Source organism: Flavobacterium sp. 103 (assembly GCF_003096795.1).
Classification (GTDB): domain Bacteria; phylum Bacteroidota; class Bacteroidia; order Flavobacteriales; family Flavobacteriaceae; genus Flavobacterium.
The window spans coordinates 232,943-253,793 of the sequence record NZ_QENX01000001.1; the positions used below are offsets into that span (position 1 = coordinate 232,943).

General features: G+C 37.5%; 12 protein-coding genes. All 12 read right to left on the reverse strand.

Annotated features, from left to right (window positions below):
• Window positions 1-12 precede the first annotated feature (12 nt).
• The 12 genes from C8C85_RS00950 to C8C85_RS01005 all read right to left on the reverse strand — a co-directional run bounded on the left by C8C85_RS00950 (window position 13) and on the right by C8C85_RS01005 (window position 20,718).
• The gene (locus C8C85_RS00950; protein WP_116795397.1) at window positions 13-1,386 is read right to left on the reverse strand and encodes a lactate utilization protein B; all 1,374 of its coding nucleotides are present in this window, start codon (window positions 1,384-1,386) and stop codon (window positions 13-15) included.
• A gap of 44 nt (window positions 1,387-1,430) precedes the next feature.
• Window positions 1,431-2,168: a (Fe-S)-binding protein gene (locus C8C85_RS00955; RefSeq protein WP_116795398.1), complete on the reverse strand. Its 738-nt coding sequence runs from the start codon at window positions 2,166-2,168 to the stop codon at window positions 1,431-1,433.
• Between the two features lie 211 nt (window positions 2,169-2,379).
• Window positions 2,380-4,290, reverse strand: coding sequence for a DUF1565 domain-containing protein (locus C8C85_RS00960; protein WP_116795399.1), 1,911 nt, complete (start codon window positions 4,288-4,290; stop codon window positions 2,380-2,382).
• A gap of 42 nt (window positions 4,291-4,332) precedes the next feature.
• Window positions 4,333-6,585, reverse strand: a complete 2,253-nt coding sequence (locus C8C85_RS00965) for a DUF4838 domain-containing protein (RefSeq protein ID WP_165818078.1) — start codon at window positions 6,583-6,585, stop codon at window positions 4,333-4,335.
• Window positions 6,586-6,667: 82 nt separating this feature from the next.
• Window positions 6,668-7,963 (reverse strand): GH36-type glycosyl hydrolase domain-containing protein, encoded by a 1,296-nt coding sequence (locus C8C85_RS00970; RefSeq protein WP_116795401.1) that lies wholly within the window; start codon window positions 7,961-7,963, stop codon window positions 6,668-6,670.
• 15 nt (window positions 7,964-7,978) lie between these two features.
• Window positions 7,979-10,360, reverse strand: a complete 2,382-nt coding sequence (locus C8C85_RS00975; RefSeq protein ID WP_116795402.1) for a GH92 family glycosyl hydrolase — start codon at window positions 10,358-10,360, stop codon at window positions 7,979-7,981.
• A gap of 236 nt (window positions 10,361-10,596) precedes the next feature.
• Window positions 10,597-13,965 (reverse strand): glycoside hydrolase, encoded by a 3,369-nt coding sequence (locus C8C85_RS00980; protein ID WP_116795403.1) that lies wholly within the window; start codon window positions 13,963-13,965, stop codon window positions 10,597-10,599.
• The gene (locus C8C85_RS00985) at window positions 13,952-14,926 is read right to left on the reverse strand and encodes a phytanoyl-CoA dioxygenase family protein (RefSeq protein WP_116795404.1); all 975 of its coding nucleotides are present in this window, start codon (window positions 14,924-14,926) and stop codon (window positions 13,952-13,954) included. The genes C8C85_RS00980 and C8C85_RS00985 overlap by 14 nt, the downstream gene beginning before the upstream one ends.
• Window positions 14,927-14,947: 21 nt before the next feature.
• Window positions 14,948-15,775 (reverse strand): sugar phosphate isomerase/epimerase family protein, encoded by an 828-nt coding sequence (locus C8C85_RS00990; protein WP_116795405.1) that lies wholly within the window; start codon window positions 15,773-15,775, stop codon window positions 14,948-14,950.
• A 9-nt stretch (window positions 15,776-15,784) separates the two neighbouring features.
• Window positions 15,785-17,227, reverse strand: coding sequence for a sugar porter family MFS transporter (locus tag C8C85_RS00995; RefSeq protein ID WP_116795406.1), 1,443 nt, complete (start codon window positions 17,225-17,227; stop codon window positions 15,785-15,787).
• A 65-nt stretch (window positions 17,228-17,292) separates the two neighbouring features.
• The gene (locus C8C85_RS01000; protein ID WP_116795407.1) at window positions 17,293-19,959 is read right to left on the reverse strand and encodes an ROK family protein; all 2,667 of its coding nucleotides are present in this window, start codon (window positions 19,957-19,959) and stop codon (window positions 17,293-17,295) included.
• A gap of 6 nt (window positions 19,960-19,965) precedes the next feature.
• On the reverse strand, window positions 19,966-20,718 hold the full coding sequence (locus tag C8C85_RS01005) for a GntR family transcriptional regulator (protein WP_207786912.1): 753 nt from the start codon (window positions 20,716-20,718) through the stop codon (window positions 19,966-19,968).
• Window positions 20,719-20,851 lie beyond the last annotated feature (133 nt).

The following is a 20,851-nucleotide window of genomic DNA, read 5'->3' on the forward strand; positions in this document are numbered from 1 at the left end:
TGGAGTTCTGTTTTATTTTATTGTTTTCCCGTTTTTTAAATACCAATCACGGAATGATTCTTTTGGAGCTTCTGGCATTTCTCTTTGCTTATACCAGACATTTAATTTATTGTTCACCACAAAAGGAAATAAATGCATGCACAATCTTCCCATTTTTCCAGCAAAACGATATACTTTGGGGTACGAGAGTACAAAATTCATTCCTCTCATGCCTATTTTTTTACTGGTCGCTACATATCCTTCGGCTACAACCACTTGTCTCCATTTCCACAACTGCTCATGGATATTGATTTTCACAGGACATACATTGGTACAACTGCCACATAAGGTCGATGCAAAAGGCAAATCGGCATTGGCCTTCATATCCAAGTTTGGATTTAGAATAGAACCTATAGGCCCTGCCACTGCAGTATGATAACTATGACCTCCGCTACGACGATACACTGGACAGGTATTGAAGCAGGCAGCACAGCGAATACATTTCAAAGAATTTCTGAAATCTTCGCGGCCCAATTGTCGACTGCGGCCATTATCAAGAATCACAATATGCATTTCCTGTCCCGGTCTTGGTTTGTGAAAATGACTGGAATAAGTAGTGATTGGCTGTCCTGTGGCGCTTCTGGCCAACAATCTTAAAAAAACAGAAAGATGTTCTGCTTTCGGAATTAATTTTTCAAATCCCATGCAAGCAATGTGTACGGGTGCAGTATGCGCGCCCATATCAGCGTTTCCTTCATTGGTGCAAACTACAAAACCTCCCGTTTCGGCAATGGCGAAATTAACTCCAGTTATTGCTAACTCTGACTCCACGAACTTATTACGTAAATGTTGTCTTGCGGCTTCGGTTAAATATTGCGGATCGTTATTTCCTTTTTCGGTTTGCAAATGCTCGTGAAAAGTAGCACTTACATCCTCTTTTTTTAAGTGAATTGCAGGCAGTACTATATGACTTGGAGGCTCTTTTCTGAATTGAACAATGCGCTCTCCAAGATCAGTATCGACTACCTCAATACCTTGATGCTGTAAATATTCATTTAGATGACATTCTTCGGTAAGCATACTTTTGCTTTTCACAATTTTTTGAATATTGTGTTTCCGAATAATTTCATGAATTATTTTATTGTGTTCATCACCATCAGCGGCCCAATGCACTTTGATACCATTGGCAGTGGCTTTTTCTTCAAATTCTTTTAAATAATTAGAAAGATTGGAGAGTGTGTGATTTTTTATCTGTGAACCCCATTCCCTTAACTGTTCCCATTCCGGTAGACCATGGGCAGCCTTATCCCGTTTCTCACGAACAAACCACAACGTTTCATCGTGCCAATCGGTTCTGGGCTCGTCTGCTATAAATTTTTCCGCTAATGCAGCATGTTTTGCCGTCATACTTTTTAAATTTATTTTAATCTTTACTAAAGACTAATTATTTTTTATAACAAGCTATTCAATATTTCAGCAATATGAATCGTTTTTGTCTTGCTTCCTTGTCTTTTTAATATACCTTCCAAATGCATCAAACAACTGGTATCGCCACCGGTTATGTAATCTACCTCATTGGCTTCGTGTTCGCTTATTCGGTCTTTCCCCATTTTAACGCTTACCGCTTCTTCAAACACGCAGAAAGTACCTCCAAAACCACAACATTCATCATTGCGTTTGGGTTTACTAAGCTCTATGCCCTTGACCATGTTTAACAATTGTTCCGGCTTGGAAAACTCAGGTAACATTCTTTCGGTCATTGAAGAAAGATGCAATCCTCTTTGACCGTGACAACTGTTGTGAAGCCCAACTTTATAGGGAAAACGGGCATCAATGCTTTCTACTTTAAGGATATCGGTGAGAAACTCGCTGAGTTCATAAATAGTATTGCGAATCTGTAATGCTTCTCCCGGATGTTTGTCATCATGCAAATGTTCTTTTACGTGCAAAACACAACTACCCGAAGGAGCAACTATATAATCAAATCCTGAGAAATTTTTAACAAAATTGACGTCGCAGCCCTTACTCAGACTTGCAAAACCACTATTAGCCATAGGCTGTCCACAGCAAGTTTGCTGCAAAGGAAAAGTAACATCACAGCCCAATTTTTCTAGTAATTGTAAAGTAGCTATACCCACATTTGGATAAAATTGGTCGATATAGCAGGGTATGAATAAAGCAACCTTCATTTTTTTAGTTATTAAATTTTTAGACTTTTAGATTTTAGCGGTATATTAAATTCATAATCAATGCATCTGCTTCTTTTACATAACTCGCTTTTTACCTAATGCATTAAAATCCTAAAGATATAATAGCCAAAATAGATTTACTAACTCAATATTATCTTTGTTTAATTAGTATTTGTCCTTTATTCAAAATTAAACTTGCGGTGTATATGAGCTATTTATTTCCCAAAAACACTTTTATCTTTTGAACTCCGGAAGTTTTAATTTCAAATGGTCCAGGAGACGGATTTTTTTCCAATCGCTTTGTACCACTATAATCTTTGTCTATGACTAATTTTGTACTGTCCGTGTTTTCATAAGGAAGATTTGAGATAATTGTTTTTCCCAAATTCTCTGTAGAAACGATAGCTCTTTTTTGATTTGTTAACCAATTTTTATCCAAATTAATTACCAAATACATAAAAGCCCCTTCTGTAATCAACTTGGTATCTCCATCAAAATTATCATTTACAATAAAATTATTTTCCACAGCATCAACATCTGGGACATTTTTTATTTTCTCCTTTGCCTGTACTGATATTTCACCAAAACTTCTTTGTTTATCACCAGAAATAGCCATCAATGAACCTTTTGTATATACATTACCATCAAAAAAAACGGGCAAAATATTTTTCTTATACTGGCTTACATCACCATCTTTCACAAATAAATTATTTCTAAATTGAATATCACCGGCCGGATTATCGTGTAAAGCTACAATATCGGTAGAATGTGGCTTATGATAAGGTGTCAAACGGCTATCATATGAAATAACACCTATTTTTCCTCCGAAAAGGTTATGTGCAAATACAGCACCTCTCGAATTCATGTATAAATTCACTTTCGAAAGAAATATATTATTATAAATCATCATCGGACCATGATTCACTTCCAAAAACAAATCCCATGCGGTATTATCGTGCATCAAATTATTGGCAACATGAACACCCTGCGCCATCCAATCTAGCCAAATTCCCATATCGGAGCGATAAATATGATTCCCTATAATCTGTACATCAACAGCTCCGTGAAATTTAATTCCAGCCATTTCGTACCCTGAAAATAATCTTTTCAAATGAATATCATGAATAGTATTTCCGGAAATCGTACTGAAAGCACATCCCATGCTGCCTACAATTCCCGTTTGCTCACAAAAGGCTATAGTATTGTTGCGAACGATATGCCCGCCAATACTTTCTTTTTCCCATTTGTTAACCAAGGCACGGTTGATGGTTCCCACATAACCCTCTGCTGATTCGGCTTTGTTGTCCCATTCATCACCATATTTTCCAAGAGCCACTCCCGAACATTTTGAATAACTGATATCATTGTTTTCGATAATCCATCCTTTGCTCCAATTGGTACCTATCAATCCTTTTTGTTCCGCTGTTGGTGGTGCCCAGTTAGTTGCTGCATGACACATCGTAAAACCTTTTACTGTGATATAATTCACAAACGCTTTCTTTGGATAGAAAACAGTTTCACGGGCATTTACTTCCACCAATTCATTGTTTGGATCTACACCAATAAATTGTGCGTAAATTGCTGTTTTTTGGGCATCCACTTCGGCAAACCAAAGAGGATCATTTACATTAACTCCATTTAAAACATCGTCTTTTTTGGCAGCTTCCATCAGCCATTTTCCGTTCAAATACACACAGCCCGTGTGATGTTGGCGATCTTTTGGAATGAACCAATCACCACGAATCAAATCATTAAACGGATTGAAAGCACCAAACATCGTATTCGGCACAATCGCTTTCCATGTGTAGTTACTAACTTTTTCCCATTTTTTTATGACTTCCGAACCTTTGATTATGACCTTCTCGCCTTTGGCTGCTTGATAGGTAATTCGTTTAGAGTCGCTCTCACCACCATTTTTTGGATTGATTCTTTCTCGATACGTTCCTGCATGGACAAAGACGATATCACCCGCCACAGCAATTTGGGCAGCATGGTTAATCGTTCGGAATGGTTTTGATGCTGTTCCGTCATTGGTATTATTCCCTTTTACAGACACGTGTATTTCTTTTGCCGAAAGGCTTAATGTCACCAAAAACAATAATCCTAATAATTTAAATTTCATTATTTATGATTTAAAACTGCTTATTCTTTATTATTTCAACTTTTACTTCACCACAATTTCATCGATAAATACCCAGGATTTCGATCCTGCCGAAGGATGCCATTCGGGCAACTGTTTAGTTCCTTTTACTTCAAATTTCACGTAACGAATGCTTTTTTGTGGCGCTTTAAAAGCAAAAACTTTATTTACTTCTGCTTTTTCTTGATTGCTTTCTGTTAACACATTACCAACTTCCGTAAAATCTTTTCCATTATCTGAAACTAAACAGCGCACACCAACCGGATGAAGAATCCAGCTTTTGGCATCCCAAAGCGAACTGATTTCGATTGTTTCGGCTTGAATCGTTTTCTCCAAATCGAGTGTTAAAGTAAAATCAATTCCATCCCAACCCAACCAATGCACTTTGTAATTACTGTCGCCTCTCACACCATTGGTCAGATAAGCCAAATCACCTTTGTTGTACTGGGGCGATGGAGCCACATCTGAAGTTACCTTTCTCTTAAAGGAATAATTTCCTTTGACCTGTACATCAATAAATCGTTTGGTGCTTTCATAATACGATTTGGGAGTCAAACCAGATTCATTCAGATGATCGATATTGGCTTGCTGACAAACCGAATAAAAATCTTCAATCATTTGCACTTTTTCGGGAATCACGGTGTATTCTCCATTTTTCTCCGAATACCAGCCTCGCGGCCCAAACATATCGTTTTTACCGATTTCCATAATAGCAAACTGCAACGGCAATCGCGCTACTTTCACATGTAGTAACTGGACTGAATCATTCTGAGTTGCCTTCTCTGCATTATCAAAATAAGAATTGTATTCATTGATGTTGTCTTGTGATAAAAAAGTATTCTGATGACTTGTCGGATGTCCGTAAATATCAAGTCCGTCACTGCTTTTCTTCAATTCACTCTCCAGTTTATCAATATATTTTTTTATCCAAGGAGCAGCTTTACCGTAATAGCCGTTCAAAAACTCATCAGTTATTTGAGCTACATCTGCATTTGGATTCCACAACAAACGGGAAAGTAAATAGACTTTCAACTCCGAAAATTCAGAACCCACTGAAGCATTAGCTTGCTGAAAATGAGCCGAAACATTGTTCTTTACAAAAAACTGAATATTGGGCTGAAGTACGTGTAAATTTGGGAAAGGACTCACCGAATTGACAAAATCAATATTGTAATCCCACAGATAAATGTGATTGCAAATTTTTCCCCATTCGATGATATCATTTTTAAACGATTCGCTTCCTTTATCATCTTCTATTGATTTACTGCGATTCAATTCGATGGTGCACAACATCACCTGAACATTTTTGGCAGGTTTTGTGATGACTGGCGCTTTTCGTGAATATTCATAAGCCAAAGTAGAGATGATTTTATCGGGAAATTGTTTGGCCACTTCATTTACAAAACGGATAATCGGACCGGACGGACTTCCCTCCTCAGCGATAATCTTGTTACATTTTTCGCATTGACAATACGAAAAATTGTCATTCTGGCTCACTGACCAATATTCCTCATTCGGTTGAAGTGCCATTTCTTTTTTCAATTTTTCTAAAGTCAGTTTCAAAACTTCAGGATTTGACAAACACAACTGATCGATATTTCTTCTGCCATTCATTTCAGAGAAATATTCCGGATGAGTTTTGAAGTACTCCTGCCACGGAACCAATTTCCCAAACGTATGAACATAATAACCTTTGGCAAAAATTTCATCAACGGTATTGAGTCTATTCCAATCCAGAAATTCCTGTCCCACTTTATCCACTATATAAACAATTCGGCAATCGTTTTTTGGCTCGTCTTTCAAATCAATCTCCGGCAAATTAATATCCTTTGTCGAAGGAATCACTGCATAGGATGAACTATAATAACGGCAGCCCATATACTTTTCGAGTAATGTTATCACACCATAAATACATCCTTTCTTGTTTCCGCCTTCAATGTAAAGCTTTCCATTTTTGGTCTTTATCGAAAATCCATCAGGATTCTTAATGGCATTGGAAACATTAATATAAATTGTCTTTTTTCTGTTCCCTAATTGATTTTTAGAAATAGGAGGCGCATAACCCGAAATTTGGGAAACGTATTTTTGCAAAAGCAAAGCTGCTTGTTTTTCTGACTCGTTTTCTTTGGCTGAAATTACGATAACATAATCGCTTTTGCCGTTAGCAACAAGAGGAATTGTCTTGCCGTAAGAATTAAACTGAAAACTGGTCAACAGTAAAAAGAGCAAAATTTTAAAACCTTTAGCTCCTATAAATTGGTTTATACTTTTTTTCATTTGTTTTTTTGATTTGTTCATATAAAACACAAAAGGCGAAATTGATAAACTATTCTTACCAACTTCGTCCCTTATTTTAATTCTATTTTTTATTCAGCTTTTCAAACATCACGATAGCCGTGTATAAAACACCTGCTTCGCCTCTGAAAGTCCCAGAACCTCTTGGTTTATTATCTACCGAATACCATTCGTAGAAACCATTGTTGTCCTTTACACGTTTCAGCATTGGCTGTACTTCTCTGTAAGCCTCTTCCACATAACCATATTCAATTAATTGCTGAATCGTTCTCGCTCCAAACCAAGTCCAGTCACCTCCGTTTTGGTAACTATACTCTGGATTCATGATTTTGTTTACAAAATAACCGTTAGGATAAGGAGGATAAAGTGTCAAACCGATGGATGGCGCTCCTGCTTCTTTTACTCTTTTAACCATTTCATCCAATGAAGCTTTTACCTCTTTTTTACTCAACAATCCCGCTTCCATTGCTACGGTAGTACCGCCGAAGTAGAAAATATTGTTTTCGTCGAAATCAGCAGGAAAAGGAGATCCATTCAAATACAAGTGCGGAATAAACTTTTGCTTTTTTGAATCCCAAAGATAAGTGCGGCAGTTTTTTGCCACATCCGTTTTAATTTTACTCCATTTCGTTTTAGTAGTCGGAATCATTTCCATCAAGTTATCCAAAGCATTGACAAACATCGCATTGTCATAAATATCACAAGCAATATGTGTGTTTCCATCAACGTCAACTCCGTAACCCGGCTCTGGTTGTACATCACCCCAGTCGGCTGTAGTTGCTCCGGTAATTAAGCCATATTTTTTAGTGTATCTGTTTTTCATTAGAAAATCCATCGCCCATTCCAATCTCTTGGCAACGGTTTTATCTCCGACCTTTTCAGTTAAAATTGATTTATCACCTGTCAATTTAATGTATTTATAAACCGCTTGTACCAATGAGGTTTCCTGGTCGGTTTCTACTGTATTTTTATGGGCAGCATATCTTGGTTCTAATTTCGAATACGAAAAATCTGTTTCTCCCTTCCCAATTTTTTCTTTAGGCGTATAACCGTCAATAATGTTTCCATCCTCGCCTTGCATTCTGAAAAACACCAAAAGATTTTCTTTTATATCTTCTTTTTTAGTGACTTCTGCAGCCAATTCTATAAAGGTATTATAATCGCGAATCCATACTTCGCGGTAACCATCACCTGCATTAACTCCAGTTTTCATTACTTCCAAAGCCTTGTTTTTCACAAAAGGCATATAGTAATCATTTTTTATTTTCTCCGACAATTTCTTGTCAATTGTCGCTTTTTGTTGAGCTATGGCAGTAAGTGCAAATACAAGTGCTACTACAGACGAAATTATTTTTTTCATTATATCAAATTTGAATTATTTGCTTGTACTCATCGATGGCGGTGGTATTTTTACTCCCCATTTTGTGTTCGGGTTTGCACCCATATCAAAAATCAAGGTTCCTCCGTCCGTCAGTTTTTTTCGGTCAATCCATGCGTTCTCGACTTTTTCTCCATTGAAAGAAGCCGATTGGATGTATCTGTTTTTCTTCGAATTATTTTTGGTTGCAATCACCAATTCCTCGCCTTTATAATATTTTTTATCCAGTTTGATAGTTATTTTATCAAATAATGGACTTCCAAATTGGAACGTCGGATTCATGGCTGAATGGCCCTGAACATCAAACAATCCCATTGAAGCCATCACATACCAAGCTCCCAATTGTCCTTGGTCTTCATCTTGTCCAAATCCGTAACCGTGAAGTGGTTCTGCACCATAGAATTCGTCACAAATCGTACGCGACCATTTTTGCGTCAGCCAAGGTTTTCCGGAATAATTAAATAAAAAGGAATGGTGCAAACAAGGCTGGTTTCCGTGGTTGTACAGCATCTCCAATCCAGAAAAACTGTCAATTCCGTTTCCACCACCAAAGGTTGATTTCTGACTTTCATTGAATGTCGTTTCCAAACGTTTGTTGAACAAATCCAAGCCCAAGACCTTGATTAATCCTGCTGGATCTTGCGGTACATACCAAGTATATTGATAACCGTTGGCCTCTTGAAATCCTCTCCAAGCCTGCATCGGATTGAAGTTTTCGATGAATTTCCCATCTTCGTATCGTGGTCGAATGAATTTGGTTTCCGAATCAAAAATATTTTTCCAATTTCCAGCCTGTTTCATCAGTTTTTCGTAATCTACTTTTTTACCCAAAGCCTTTGCAAATTGAGAAACACCGTAGGAAGTATAGGCAAATTCAAGTGTGTGGGATGCTCCAAAATTGAATTTCCATCCGTTTGCTAAAACAGTATCTTTTGAAGGGATATAACCATTTTTTACAAAATAAGCCAAATCGTATTTCCCTGAACCAAATGGGCGGTTGTTATAACCCGTTTCATTTTTATAGGCAATATTGTACGCTTCTTCCACATTAAAATCACGAATGCCACAGTTATAAGTCATAGCAATCATCAAACCGAAACAGTTCGTTTGTACGCCATTCGAATGTGCTCCGGCGGCAACTCCATCGTGCAACCAACCTGTTTCTTTTGCAAAATCAAGATTCGATTGAATGTACTCACTCAAATAATCGGGATAAGCCAAAGCCCAAAGCTGTCCCAAATTCCAAAATCCACCCCAGATTCCATCCGTGTTGTAGTGATTGTATTGTGGTTTTCCGTTTCCGTCCAACGGAATATGCCCTATTTTCCCGTCGTGTCTTGGATAACTTCCATTCACATCACTCGCTAATCCACGACCCAAAAGTGCGTGATACAAACCTGTGTAGAATTTTACTTTGTTGATGCTGTCTTTGGTTTCAACTTTGATTCGTCCTAATTTCTCATTCCATTTTTCTTGTGCAGTTTCTTTTACGGCATCAAAAGTCTGATCTTTCGATTCGGTTTTCAAATTCAATTTTGCATTTTCAATACTCGTATAAGAAAGTCCGACTTGCATTTCGACAACTTCATCTTTTTTGGTGGTGAAGTTCACATACATTCCATTCCCAATTCCTTTGGTTGAGGACTGATTATCGAAAGTTTTATCTTCAACAAATGAACCGTACGACTCAGGCGTTTTGCTTAACTGAATCACAAAATACATTTTTACTCGCTTTTCGGGATCGCAGAATTTCAAATACTCAGGATAGGTTTCAATCGTTCCTTCCAAAGTATTTTTACCCGATAATTTCATAGTCGCTCCAGTTACGCCACTGCTTTCACCCTGACGATGCCCAATGTCGAAAATAATGCGTGATTCTTTTGACTCTGGGAAAGTATATCTATGAAAACCAACTCTTTCTGTTGCAGTCAATTCCGCTTTAATACCGTATTCTTTCAAGAAAACAGAATAATATCCCGGCTCGGCGTGTTCATCTTCTTTGTCAAAAGTCGATCGATATCCAGTTTCCGGTTTATCCAAAGTTCCTGGAGTGGTTTGTAATTTTCCTGTCACCGGCATTGCCACCAGACCTCCTATTTGGAATTCATGAAAATGACCAAAACCTTCAATCGAGTTGTGACGGTTATCGTAGCCACAGGGTTCCCAACTTCCTCCACTTCCATAGGCGTTCGTATGTGGAGCCAGTTTTGCCATACCAAAAGGCACAGAGGCTGGCGTGTAAAAAAACCAACGTCCATGTACGGAACCAATTTGTGGATCGACCCAAGAAGCGGGATTGAAATCATCCTTTTTCTTCGAACAGGAAAAAATTGAAATGCTCATTATCAATAGTAAGATTCCTTTTGATATTGTCTTCATATCTATTTATTGAAATTAAAATTATTTTTTTAAACCTTTGAGGATGTTTTTTAACCACATAGAAACATAGTTTTTTTTTATGTTTATAAGAGTTTGATAGACGTTTTACTTTTCACATAGCCAATCTATGTGAAAAATAGTGCTATTTTCTATCTAGTCTTTAAAGATTGATTATTGATCTATGTTTCTATGTGGTTCATTTTTTATTTAAATTGGATTTCATCCAATTAACCTCCTTATTTCTTTAACAAAAACTCCGAAACGCCGCTTCCAACCATACTAATTTCAGATGAATTTGATTTTTCACTTCCGGTATTCAGATCAATAATGGATTTTGGAGTTAATGATTTCCATACAAATTTTGTTTGTTGCGCTGATTGTTCCGGATTGAATAAACGCATCAATATTGTTCCATCTTCATTTGGCGTCAAACTGGTAACCACAATTTTGGAGTTGGTCAATTCAAAAAGATTGGATGGTAATTTTACATCTTCATTTATAGTCATTCCAATCAAAGGCTGTGTAAACTCCTCGGCTTCTTTTTCTATATCGCCATCATTTACCATCCCGTGAGGACGAAGTGCATATTTAAAGTTTACAATTCCTTCCTGATCTGCCTTATAATTGGTGTGCCAATAATTATTCATCACATAAGAGAACCATGTTGAAGCGGGTTTCTCTGATTTTTTCCATTCCTTATGGTTGGGCGCAACCACTTTTCTTTCATCAATGATACTGTTCGGTTCCACCAAAGGTGATTCCAACAACATCCACTGGATTCCTTTGTCTCCCGCAGAAACATCCACCCATCTTCTTCCATAGAGATAATCCATATTGGATCCGGCCAATTCGTCTTTCAAAAACTCCATCGATCCATAACCGGCATCAAGAGTAGTTTTGGTAAATTGTGCATTGAACGGATATCCGAAATGAACACCTTCTTTAGCTCGGATGGCTTTTTTGTCCAAAACATTCTGAATCAACACTTCATCACTTCCGCTGTAAAGTGAAATAATACGTTCCAATTTGTTGGCTCCCGGAGCATCCGAAGTAATCGAAACTGCCGTCATAACCGGTCCTTTTTCGATAATTTTTACCTGAACATTTCCGTTGGTCTGTGCTTCTTCAGGATTCAATCCCGGTACATACCAATAACTGTTTAATCCTTGTTTGCTGAAATCTCCGGCATAGTTAAAATCCGAAACAGTCTTTAGATTCGTGATACTTCCATTGTTTTTGTCCCAACTGAATTCAATTTTTCCGTTTGATAATGAGTTCTCCCCCAAAACAAATTTGCTGGACAAAGCAGGAGCCGCTTTGTTTGTAATTTCATAAGTAAGAGTTCCAAAAGCAGGAACGTCTTTGGCTATAAAAGCATACTTTCCGTTGCTCAATTTTTGCAATGGCAAAATATTTCCATTGGTATCTTTTACCGATTTTCCTTCTACAGCTGTTTGAACAATTACCAATCCGGTTCTTTTCCAAGATGAAGTATTGAAAACAGCAATTTTTTTGGATTGGGAATTGCTTACAGTTTCAAACAAGTTTTTCTCTAATGCATTAATTTCTGTGTCTGCATCGAGCATAAATTGTTTTTTTATGCGCCATTGTTCCGTAACAAAAGGTACATCGGGCTCGGTGGTACTGTTGTGCGCTCCCCAAGTATGCTCATGAAACATGATGATATTTCTCCATGCTTCATAGAAATTTTGCTCATTGTATTTTTTAGGATCCAACATGGTGTAAAGTGTTGATAACTGTTGCAAACGCAAACTGTTCACTCTGTTTTTTCCTTCTTCTTCAGCTGTTGACATCGCACCGTCTTCCCAATAGGGTGTCAAATCACCTTTTACAGTTGGAATTTTATCCCCGTATCTTTTCTCGAAAGTTTCAAACATTTTCTCCGTCGTGTTCAAAACCAGTTTTGGAGAAGCATACTTTTCATTCCAATTTTTAACAAAATCAGAGGCATTAGGCTCAATCGGACCGTTATCGGCAACAATGTTAAAACGCCATTGCACCATGTCATATGGATAATTATTGGCCGTAAGTTCATTGAGATAATCAGCAATCTTCTTAGACCCTCTTTCATAAATAGCTCCTGGTTGCATACCGTGCCAAGAGGAATATCCTTTGGCTCCAGCCCAAAACAATACTTTTTCCTGACCTGAAGGCGATGTCCACCAAACGGGTTTGTCTCCCCAATTCTTCAGGAAATGTCCCGCTCTGTCCCCCATATACGGATGATCCAATCCCATAAAATTAGAACCAATTGAGAAATACTTAACACCGCCTTTTGAAAGCGCCGTCACCGTTGACCAAGCAAATCCCGGCACATCCGAAATCATTGCACTGTTGATTTTAAATCCAAATTTCTTACGCAGCTTGGCCGCATAATCCGTGTAATGAAACATCTCTTCGGCCTGACTCATACCGGTAAGCATGTTCACGTACAATGCCGAAAGGAAAATATCTCCATTTTTTACAGCAGCTACAAATTTCTCTTTTTGAGTTGGAGTCGCTTGCTTCAAATAATTTTCAACAGCCCAAATAGATTCTATATTCCATTTGAATTTTGCCTCTTCAGGATATGATTTTGTTTTTTCAATCATATCGAGGGCATCATCAATATTTTTATTGTGAATTTTTAAAACCTCAGGCTGTAAATGGGAATATCCAATATCAGTATGAGCATGATGCAATAAGTGAAGTTCTCTGTACACAACCGGTTTTATTGTAAAATAATCATTGATAAAAATTTTATTTCCAATAGTCGCCTGCACTTTTACTTTTTCCTCTTTGCTCACCGCGGTGATTGGAACATCAAAACTGTTCATTCCATCTTTGGCGATATAGCTAAAATCTTCTTTGTCATTGATCTTCACTTTTACGGTTTCGTCTTTACCTAAATGCAAAACGGTAAGAACAACAGTTTGCTTACCATTTTTCAGAAGAAAAGGCATTGGAACAACTTTTACATTTTCCTCAAATGCAAATTTGAAAGTCATAAACCAATCATTGCTGTTTTGTTTCTGACCAACAATTTTGATACGAACTGGCTGTCCGGGTTTTACTTTACTAGCAGGAAGACGCAAGAAAGCATATCCTTGTGAATCATTCGCACCATCTAATTTGATTTGTTGAAATACCATTGCCGCCCCATCTTCTCCTTTGAAAATCCAATTTGGTTTTTGATTTTTTGGCAAAGTGGTAAAAGTCAAAATCTTTTTGTCATCGACATACAAATCGAAATTTCTGTCACCACTACTCGTTCCCGAAGAATGCCCAGCCACCCAACTGAAATAAACATAATCACCTTTGCCAGCCTTTGGAACAGGAGCAGTTTCCCATTCTATCGTTTTATTTCCATCGGTATTTCTTGTCAAAAGAGCCACCGTGGCATAATCTTGAAAAGCCGAATTATAACTAATATTTTCACCGCTAATTTCTTTGGCAAAACCATTAATCCAATTGATTTTTCCAAAAAAAGGAACTTCTTTTTGAGCAAATGTATTTTGCATCAAAAAAACCAACAATATGAAGAAGCATCTTTTTAATGCTGAAATTATTTTATCTGTAACCATCGCTTTTTTATATAACATCATACAATTCTCTATAATCCACTTTAGGAATGTCTTTTCCCATAGCTTCTAATTCTTTATCTCCATCAAACAGCAGCGGAAAAAAGTTACTGTCTAATACTTGATCCTGTGGCATCTCTGGAAAGGTATGCAAAGCATCAAGTCTGTAATAACCTTCGGTGTTTCCCTGCGTAGTGGAACTCATTGCATTTAGAACAGTCGCTCTTCTGGGACGATCCGAAGTATTGGCATAAGAACCGTGCATAGTCAAAGGATGATGAAAACTGGCATATCCTTTTGGTAACTCATTTGCCACTCTTTTTTCAAAAGCTTCTAATTGCTCTTCATTCAATACTGTTCTTACCGAATCCATATCTCCCGTTAAACCTGTAATAGGAAGTAAGCCCCATTTATGGCTTCCCGGAACAAAATAAAGACAGCCATTTTCCTTATTGGCATCATCCAAACCAAGCCAGCAAGTAAGATGGTGCATTGGTTTTGTAAATGTCCAATACGAGAAATCCTGATGCCAAGCCACTACCCCGCCATGTTTAGCTGGTTTGCAAAATAATTGGTCATGAAAAATTCGGAACGATTGTCCCAACAATTGATAGGCAGCCATACGAAATGCTGGCGCCCAAAATAAATCATGGAATCCTGGAGTCAAACGCCAAGCTCCGATGGCATGAAAAAGCACTTTGTTTGGATCTTCGGATTCGTTGCTTTCGTAGTGGTAAAATAATTTTTTCTCGTCTTCATTTGCGGTTTGCAATTTTACCAGTTCGCTGTTGAGCAAATCTACTTGCTCTTCGGTCAGAATTTTAATTCCCTTTACAAATCCGTCTCTTTTAAAGTCAGCTATTTGTTCCTCAGACAGCATATAATGTTCCCACTCTTTGGCCGTTTTTGGCTGCACAAACATTTTGCTTATTGGGTGACTGTAATCGGCTAAATCTTTTGAAAAATTTAAATTTACGTTTTCCATAACTATATATTTTTAAAGCTTTTAAAAAGCATTTTTTTTACAATATCTCTCTTTCAGTAAATGCATCATATGTATATTAATATCCCATTGGCTGGCTATAGGCATATTCGTAAATGGCAAATGAACCATGTACGGTGCTGGACCAAATTCGGTGGTAATCGTTAATGCCTCGTCTTTAGTATCCCGATAATCATCTACAATTGCATCCCACCATTTTAAGTGCGCTTCCAATTCGTTTTTAAATTCCGGTAATCGAGGATCAATTACTTGCGCACTTTGCGAATGTCCGACCCTTGAGTGGAGATGTCCGACTTGTTTACAGGCCAAAGCAAGAGCTTCCTCCTGGTCTTCGAGCAAACTTTCGGCAACATTACACCAATGCGAAAAATCGGCAGTTATTTTTAGCTCAGGCATCTTTTTTAAAAAATCGTAAGCAATATGAGCGGCAAACAAAGCCTTATTCCGATGCGTTTCATGACAAATGACAATACCCGTTTCCTGGGTAATTCTATTGGCAATGGCAAATAATTCGGCATTCTGTTCAAAACTGAAATAATCTTTCCCAGTTTGTGCATTAATTTTTATTGGCTGGGCTGAAGCCAATACATGCAACTCCCTGGCATAATTAAATTTGTGTTTTTCAAAATCCTTCTCAAAAGACTGATAATATTGACCAATTAGCTTTAGATCATTATTTTTCAAAGCTTTCAAAATTACCTTTTGCTCATCATGAGATTCTGGTACTGGCGCTTCTACCCCATCATATCCAGCCTGCTTTACTTTTTGGCAAAAATGCTCCCAATCAATATCTTCTGAACCCCATCTCGGATAAAAAAAATGTATTCTCATGATTTGCACTTATTTAATTTCTTCCAAAACTTCCATTTTATTTACGGACAATTCCTTTTCTGCCTTCAAATCAGAATTCCATTCTTTTTCAATTTCTTCCAAACTTTTTCCTTTGGTTTCAAACAATCTCTTCTTTGCATATAAAAAAGAAAGGATACAAAAGAAAGAGAAAATAAAGAATGTAGTTGCTATTCCGAATCCGTCTCTCATCATTGGAAATAACAAATTCACAACATAGTCAGAAACCCACATCGTCATAATACACATCGACAAAGCAGTCCCTCTGATATGTGTTGGAAAAATTTCTGTTGAGATGACAAACTTTAGAGGCCCGAGTGAAAAGGCAAAAAATAGAAGAAACAAAATGATGCTAAACAGCATGAACCAACCTGTTATATTCATCATAAAACAAAAGCCTGTCAATGCCAATGCAAAAGCAGCACAAAGTGAACCAACAATGTATAAAGGTCGGCGCCCCCAGGTATCTACTTTCGAAATGGCGATAAAAGTAAAAAGCACATTAGCTGCACCCAATATCACCTGATAAAACAAGGCGTCACTGGTAACAATTCCAGCTGATTTTAAAATAGTGGGGCCATAAAAAATTACGCCATTGATACCACTAAACTGTGACAAAGCGGTAAGTACCATAGCCAAAACTAGTAATTTACGCAACGGTAAACGCAACAATTCTTTATAACCTCCTGATTTGTGACCGGCCATTTCTTTGATGGAATTGAGTTCCACACGTGCGGTCTCCTCACCACTTATTTTAGTGAGAATAACCAAAGCTTCGACGTTTCTGCCATATTGTACCAGCCAACGTGGACTTTCGGGAACTATCAGCAATAACAAACAAAATGCTAATGCAGGAATAACACCTACGATGAACATTCCGCGCCATACATTTTCAATAAATAACCAATTTATTAAACCATGATCTTCATCTGCTGCATGCAAAGAGGCATAACCTTGTAAAAAATAATTACTTATATAAGCTGCCAAAACCCCAACCGTAATAGCAAGTTGATAAAAGACTACTAACTGTCCGCGTTTATGAGAAGGTGCCACCTCAGAAATATAAAGTGGAGACACATTCGAAGCCACTCCAACACCCATACCGGCAAGAACTCGGAACAAAATCAACACTGGATATGCCTCTGAAAATGCAAAACCTACAGCACTGATCAAGAATAATACGGCAGAAACAAACAATACTTTTTTTCTTCCAATTTTATCGCTGAGATAACCCGAAAAACCCACTCCGACAATGCAACCCAACAAAGCACAGGATACAAATAATCCTTCCTGTCCTGATGATAATCCGTATTGCAATTTCAATGGTTCAATAATACCGCTTACCACGGCCATATCAAAACCGAATAAAAATCCGCCTAAAGCCGCAATCAGTGTAATAAGCGATATAAAATAGCTTGATCCTTTTGTTCCCATATTCTTTTTAGTTTTGGTAATAATAATTTTAATAGGTTAATTTAGGTTGTCTAATATTTTGACGTTTAACACCAACTGTCTTTTACGTATGAAACCACCACAAATGCTTTTTTGTCACCTTTGTAATTGATTTTGTATTTCGGAACGTTTGCTGGAATGACAAAAGTTTCGGCATATTTGAATGTTTGAGTATTTTCTCCAACAGACACTTCGGCACTATCGCCTTCGACCAACATACAGATATGACATTGACCGAGGGTTTCAATCTCGATTTCACCAGTAAATTCATAACGGTCAATCGCATAAAAATGCTCTTCATGAGTTGGTAAACTCATTTTTATACCGTTCGAAAATTCTTGAACTGCCTTTTGTTTTGAAATGAATTCGTTTGGAACCCTTTCTCCTTTTCTGTCGAAATAAACATTGTTTAATCCGTGTTCAACATTGATAGGACGAGGCTTTCCGTCCAATCCCGGACGAACCCAATCATACATTTTGAACGTAAAAATGTACGGTGTGCTACTAATTTCCAGAACCATATTATTGATTCCAGAAGCGTGAATGGTTCCGTTTGGAATCAAGAACAAATCGTGTTTTTGGGCTTTGAATTTTTGTACATATTTTTCAATCTCAATCGGCTCGCCTGTTTTCTGAGATTCCAATAAAGCGTTTCCAAATTCTTTCGGATTGATGTCCTCCGTAAAGCCTAAATAAACATTAGCATCATCAGTACAATCCAAAATATAATAGGTTTCATCTTGCGTAAAGGATTCACCAAAATTTTCTTTGATGTACTCAGGACGCGGGTGGCATTGCACCGAAAGATTTCCTCCATCGAAAGTATCCAAATAGTCAAAACGAATTGGAAAATCATTTCCGAAACGGTCAGCCGCTTTGCCTAATACTTTTTTGTTGTCTTGAAACATCAAAAAGTCAAAAGAAACTTCCAACAAATGGTTATTCCCTTCAAAAACGATTCCGTTTTCGGGAGTGATTAATTCAAAAGACCAGGCGTAATTCACTTCGTCCTGATTCAAATCTTCGATATGGTTTTTCATCCAATGACCTCCCCAAACTCCTGCTTCAAACCAAGGACGGGCACGCAACGGACCTTCCAACATCGAATCCAATGCTTTTCTGAAATTACTTCCCTGCATCCAGGTGATTTCATCGATACGCTGTTCATCAACAATAAGGTCGATTTTTGGTAACAAACGCTCTTTGTGCGCATTCAAAACCGGCCATTCGATAAAATACAGTCTCTTGTAAATTTGAGAATATGCCAAAGTATCGGTACAACCAATGTTTTTGGTCGAACAGGCTCTCATTCGGTATTGAATTTCATTTTTCGGAACATCCACATAAATTTGTTGTCCTTCCCAATTCGCCAAAGAAGCTCCAGTTCCATAAACGATACAAACATCAGCTGTTGCGTCTGGTTTCAGCATATTCAATTTTTCGGCATCAAAGAAATCCGAAAGCTCACCCACATATCTTTTTCCGAAAACCAAATCATCCCCATTCATATTAGGTTTGATCATTGCGTCGATTTCAGCAGATGATTTCAAACAGGAATCAATATCGTACCAAAGCACATTTATCTTTTTTTCGGTCAAAGCCGAATTCAAATGATTTCTAAAATTTTCCCAAAGTACCCCTCCAAATCCATCAATAACAACGGTTTTTTGTTGGGTAATGGCATTTGCCAAGGAATCAAATCCCACAAAAACATCCGAATTGGTGGGGAAAGAAGGAAAGATATTGTATTCTGAATTGTTTTTTACGACCGCATTTACCGGTAATAAAGCTTGTGTGGTTTTTCTTTTGGATTGAATCGCTTGCTCCATTTGTATTTTATTTTTCTTATCTGCTATAATTGTCGCTCCCCTTAAAATGCTTTGCTCCGCATCATCACAGAAAACGATGTTAATTTTATTTTTTAATGAATTCAATTTTTCTTCCAAAGCCGGCAAAAACAAAGCTCTGGCTTTAGAAATATTTCCGCCGATGACAAGTTCCTCGCAACCAAATTTTTCGAACCAAGGAAAAAGGAAAGCTCCCATATTGGCTCCAAAATTTCTAAAAACGGCATTAGAAACTTCCGTATTTAAAGCTGCAATAGCCTTAACCGACTCAATAGTTTCTCCCGAAAGACGTTTGTATTCGGCCAAAATCCACCGAGTCGAAAAACATTCATCTGCAATTGTATCTAGAAAAGGTTTATCATAAAACACTCCATTTTCCGGTACGTCTGGATGTTTTTCTGCCAAATCTCCATCAATCATGAAAGCAGAACCAAAACCAGTTCCCAGAGTCAAGAAAATAGTTCTATTACTTTTTAGTTGATGACGGAAATAAGCGCCTTCGGCAAAACAATGTGCATCATTGGCAAACACAAAAGGAACTGTATTTAAACCTGTAAAATTTTTCAGTGCCTGTTGAACATGAACCCCAAAAGTCGGTTCAAATTTTCCTCCAACTCCCATAATTTCACTCACGCCTTTCTCATAATTAAAAGGCCCAGGAAAAGCGATTCCCACTGCGTCAACAGTAATTCCATCAGTTAAAATATCTGTTATGCAATTTCCAATCACCGAAATAATGGCAGTTGGATTTTCCTTTGCATTAATTTCCTTTCTCATTATTGTCTGTGGACAATTTTCAACAGTACTGTTTTCGATAACGCTAACAGTAACATGGCTTCCACCTACATCAATTCCAATTTTCTTCATTCCTTTTTAAATCGTGCGTTTTATTTCTATCGTGTAGGTAAACCAGTCGTTTCGGTAATAACAAATATTGTACTCAATGGGTTTTCTGGCCGTGTCCAGTACCACACGTCTTCTCTCCAGAACGGGTTGGTCTTTTTCGATCTTCAAAAGGCCTGAGATTCGCTTACTTGCAGCAATGGCTTTGAGTTCTTCCTGAGAATACACTGGAACCACATTGTACTTATTACCAAGAATTTCATACAAAGGAATTTCAAAATTTTCTTCAATCGAAAGACCTATTCGTGGATGAAAATAGGATTCGAAATACACCATCGGACTGTCATCAATACTTCGGGTGCGTTGCAAAAGCAGGACTTCATCACCTTCATTAATCTGCAAATGTTTAGCTACTTTGGCACTGGCCGGAACCATTTTCACATTCACCGAAAGATTTTTAAATTCCAATCCCATATCCTCCATCTCGTGAGTAAAACTCATCCAATTATTCAGATTGGTAGTGATTCTATTTTGAGAAACCCGTGTTCCTGAACCTTTTTTTCGAACCAAAAGATTTTCATTTACCAAAATGGCAATTGCTTGGCGTAGCGTGTTCCGGGAAATCCCCCAACGCTTAGCCAGATCGACTTCTTTTGGGAATAATTCGCCATCTTTAAAATCGGGATGTTTGATTAGTTCACGTAATTGTTCCTCCACTTGCTTATGCAACGGAATCTTGCTGTCGTGATCCAGCAAAGGCAGTTTGTTCAAATGTTCATACATATGACAAAAATAGTTTTTTTATCTTATGAAAAAAATTATTTAACAAAAATGTAAGCTGCTGATTTTTAGTAATGTTTACTAAAATTTCTTTTATACTAAAACGTTATAGCAAAATGGCTGATTTTCAACAAAT

What these genes read in the sequence shown, in the direction of transcription:
- C8C85_RS00960 (WP_116795399.1), bottom strand. Translation starts at nt 4,290, where the DNA reads ATGAAATTTAAATTATTAGGATTATTGTTTTTGGTGACATTAAGCCTT.
- C8C85_RS01005 (WP_207786912.1), bottom strand. Translation starts at nt 20,718, where the DNA reads ATGTATGAACATTTGAACAAACTGCCTTTGCTGGATCACGACAGCAAG.
- C8C85_RS00965 (WP_165818078.1), bottom strand. Translation starts at nt 6,585, where the DNA reads ATGAAAAAAAGTATAAACCAATTTATAGGAGCTAAAGGTTTTAAAATT.
- C8C85_RS00975 (WP_116795402.1), bottom strand. Translation starts at nt 10,360, where the DNA reads ATGAAGACAATATCAAAAGGAATCTTACTATTGATAATGAGCATTTCA.
- C8C85_RS00970 (WP_116795401.1), bottom strand. Translation starts at nt 7,963, where the DNA reads ATGAAAAAAATAATTTCGTCTGTAGTAGCACTTGTATTTGCACTTACT.
- C8C85_RS01000 (WP_116795407.1), bottom strand. Translation starts at nt 19,959, where the DNA reads ATGAAGAAAATTGGAATTGATGTAGGTGGAAGCCATGTTACTGTTAGC.
- C8C85_RS00995 (WP_116795406.1), bottom strand. Translation starts at nt 17,227, where the DNA reads ATGGGAACAAAAGGATCAAGCTATTTTATATCGCTTATTACACTGATT.
- C8C85_RS00980 (WP_116795403.1), bottom strand. Translation starts at nt 13,965, where the DNA reads ATGATGTTATATAAAAAAGCGATGGTTACAGATAAAATAATTTCAGCA.
- C8C85_RS00985 (WP_116795404.1), bottom strand. Translation starts at nt 14,926, where the DNA reads ATGGAAAACGTAAATTTAAATTTTTCAAAAGATTTAGCCGATTACAGT.
- C8C85_RS00950 (WP_116795397.1), bottom strand. Translation starts at nt 1,386, where the DNA reads ATGACGGCAAAACATGCTGCATTAGCGGAAAAATTTATAGCAGACGAG.
- C8C85_RS00990 (WP_116795405.1), bottom strand. Translation starts at nt 15,775, where the DNA reads ATGAGAATACATTTTTTTTATCCGAGATGGGGTTCAGAAGATATTGAT.
- C8C85_RS00955 (WP_116795398.1), bottom strand. Translation starts at nt 2,168, where the DNA reads ATGAAGGTTGCTTTATTCATACCCTGCTATATCGACCAATTTTATCCA.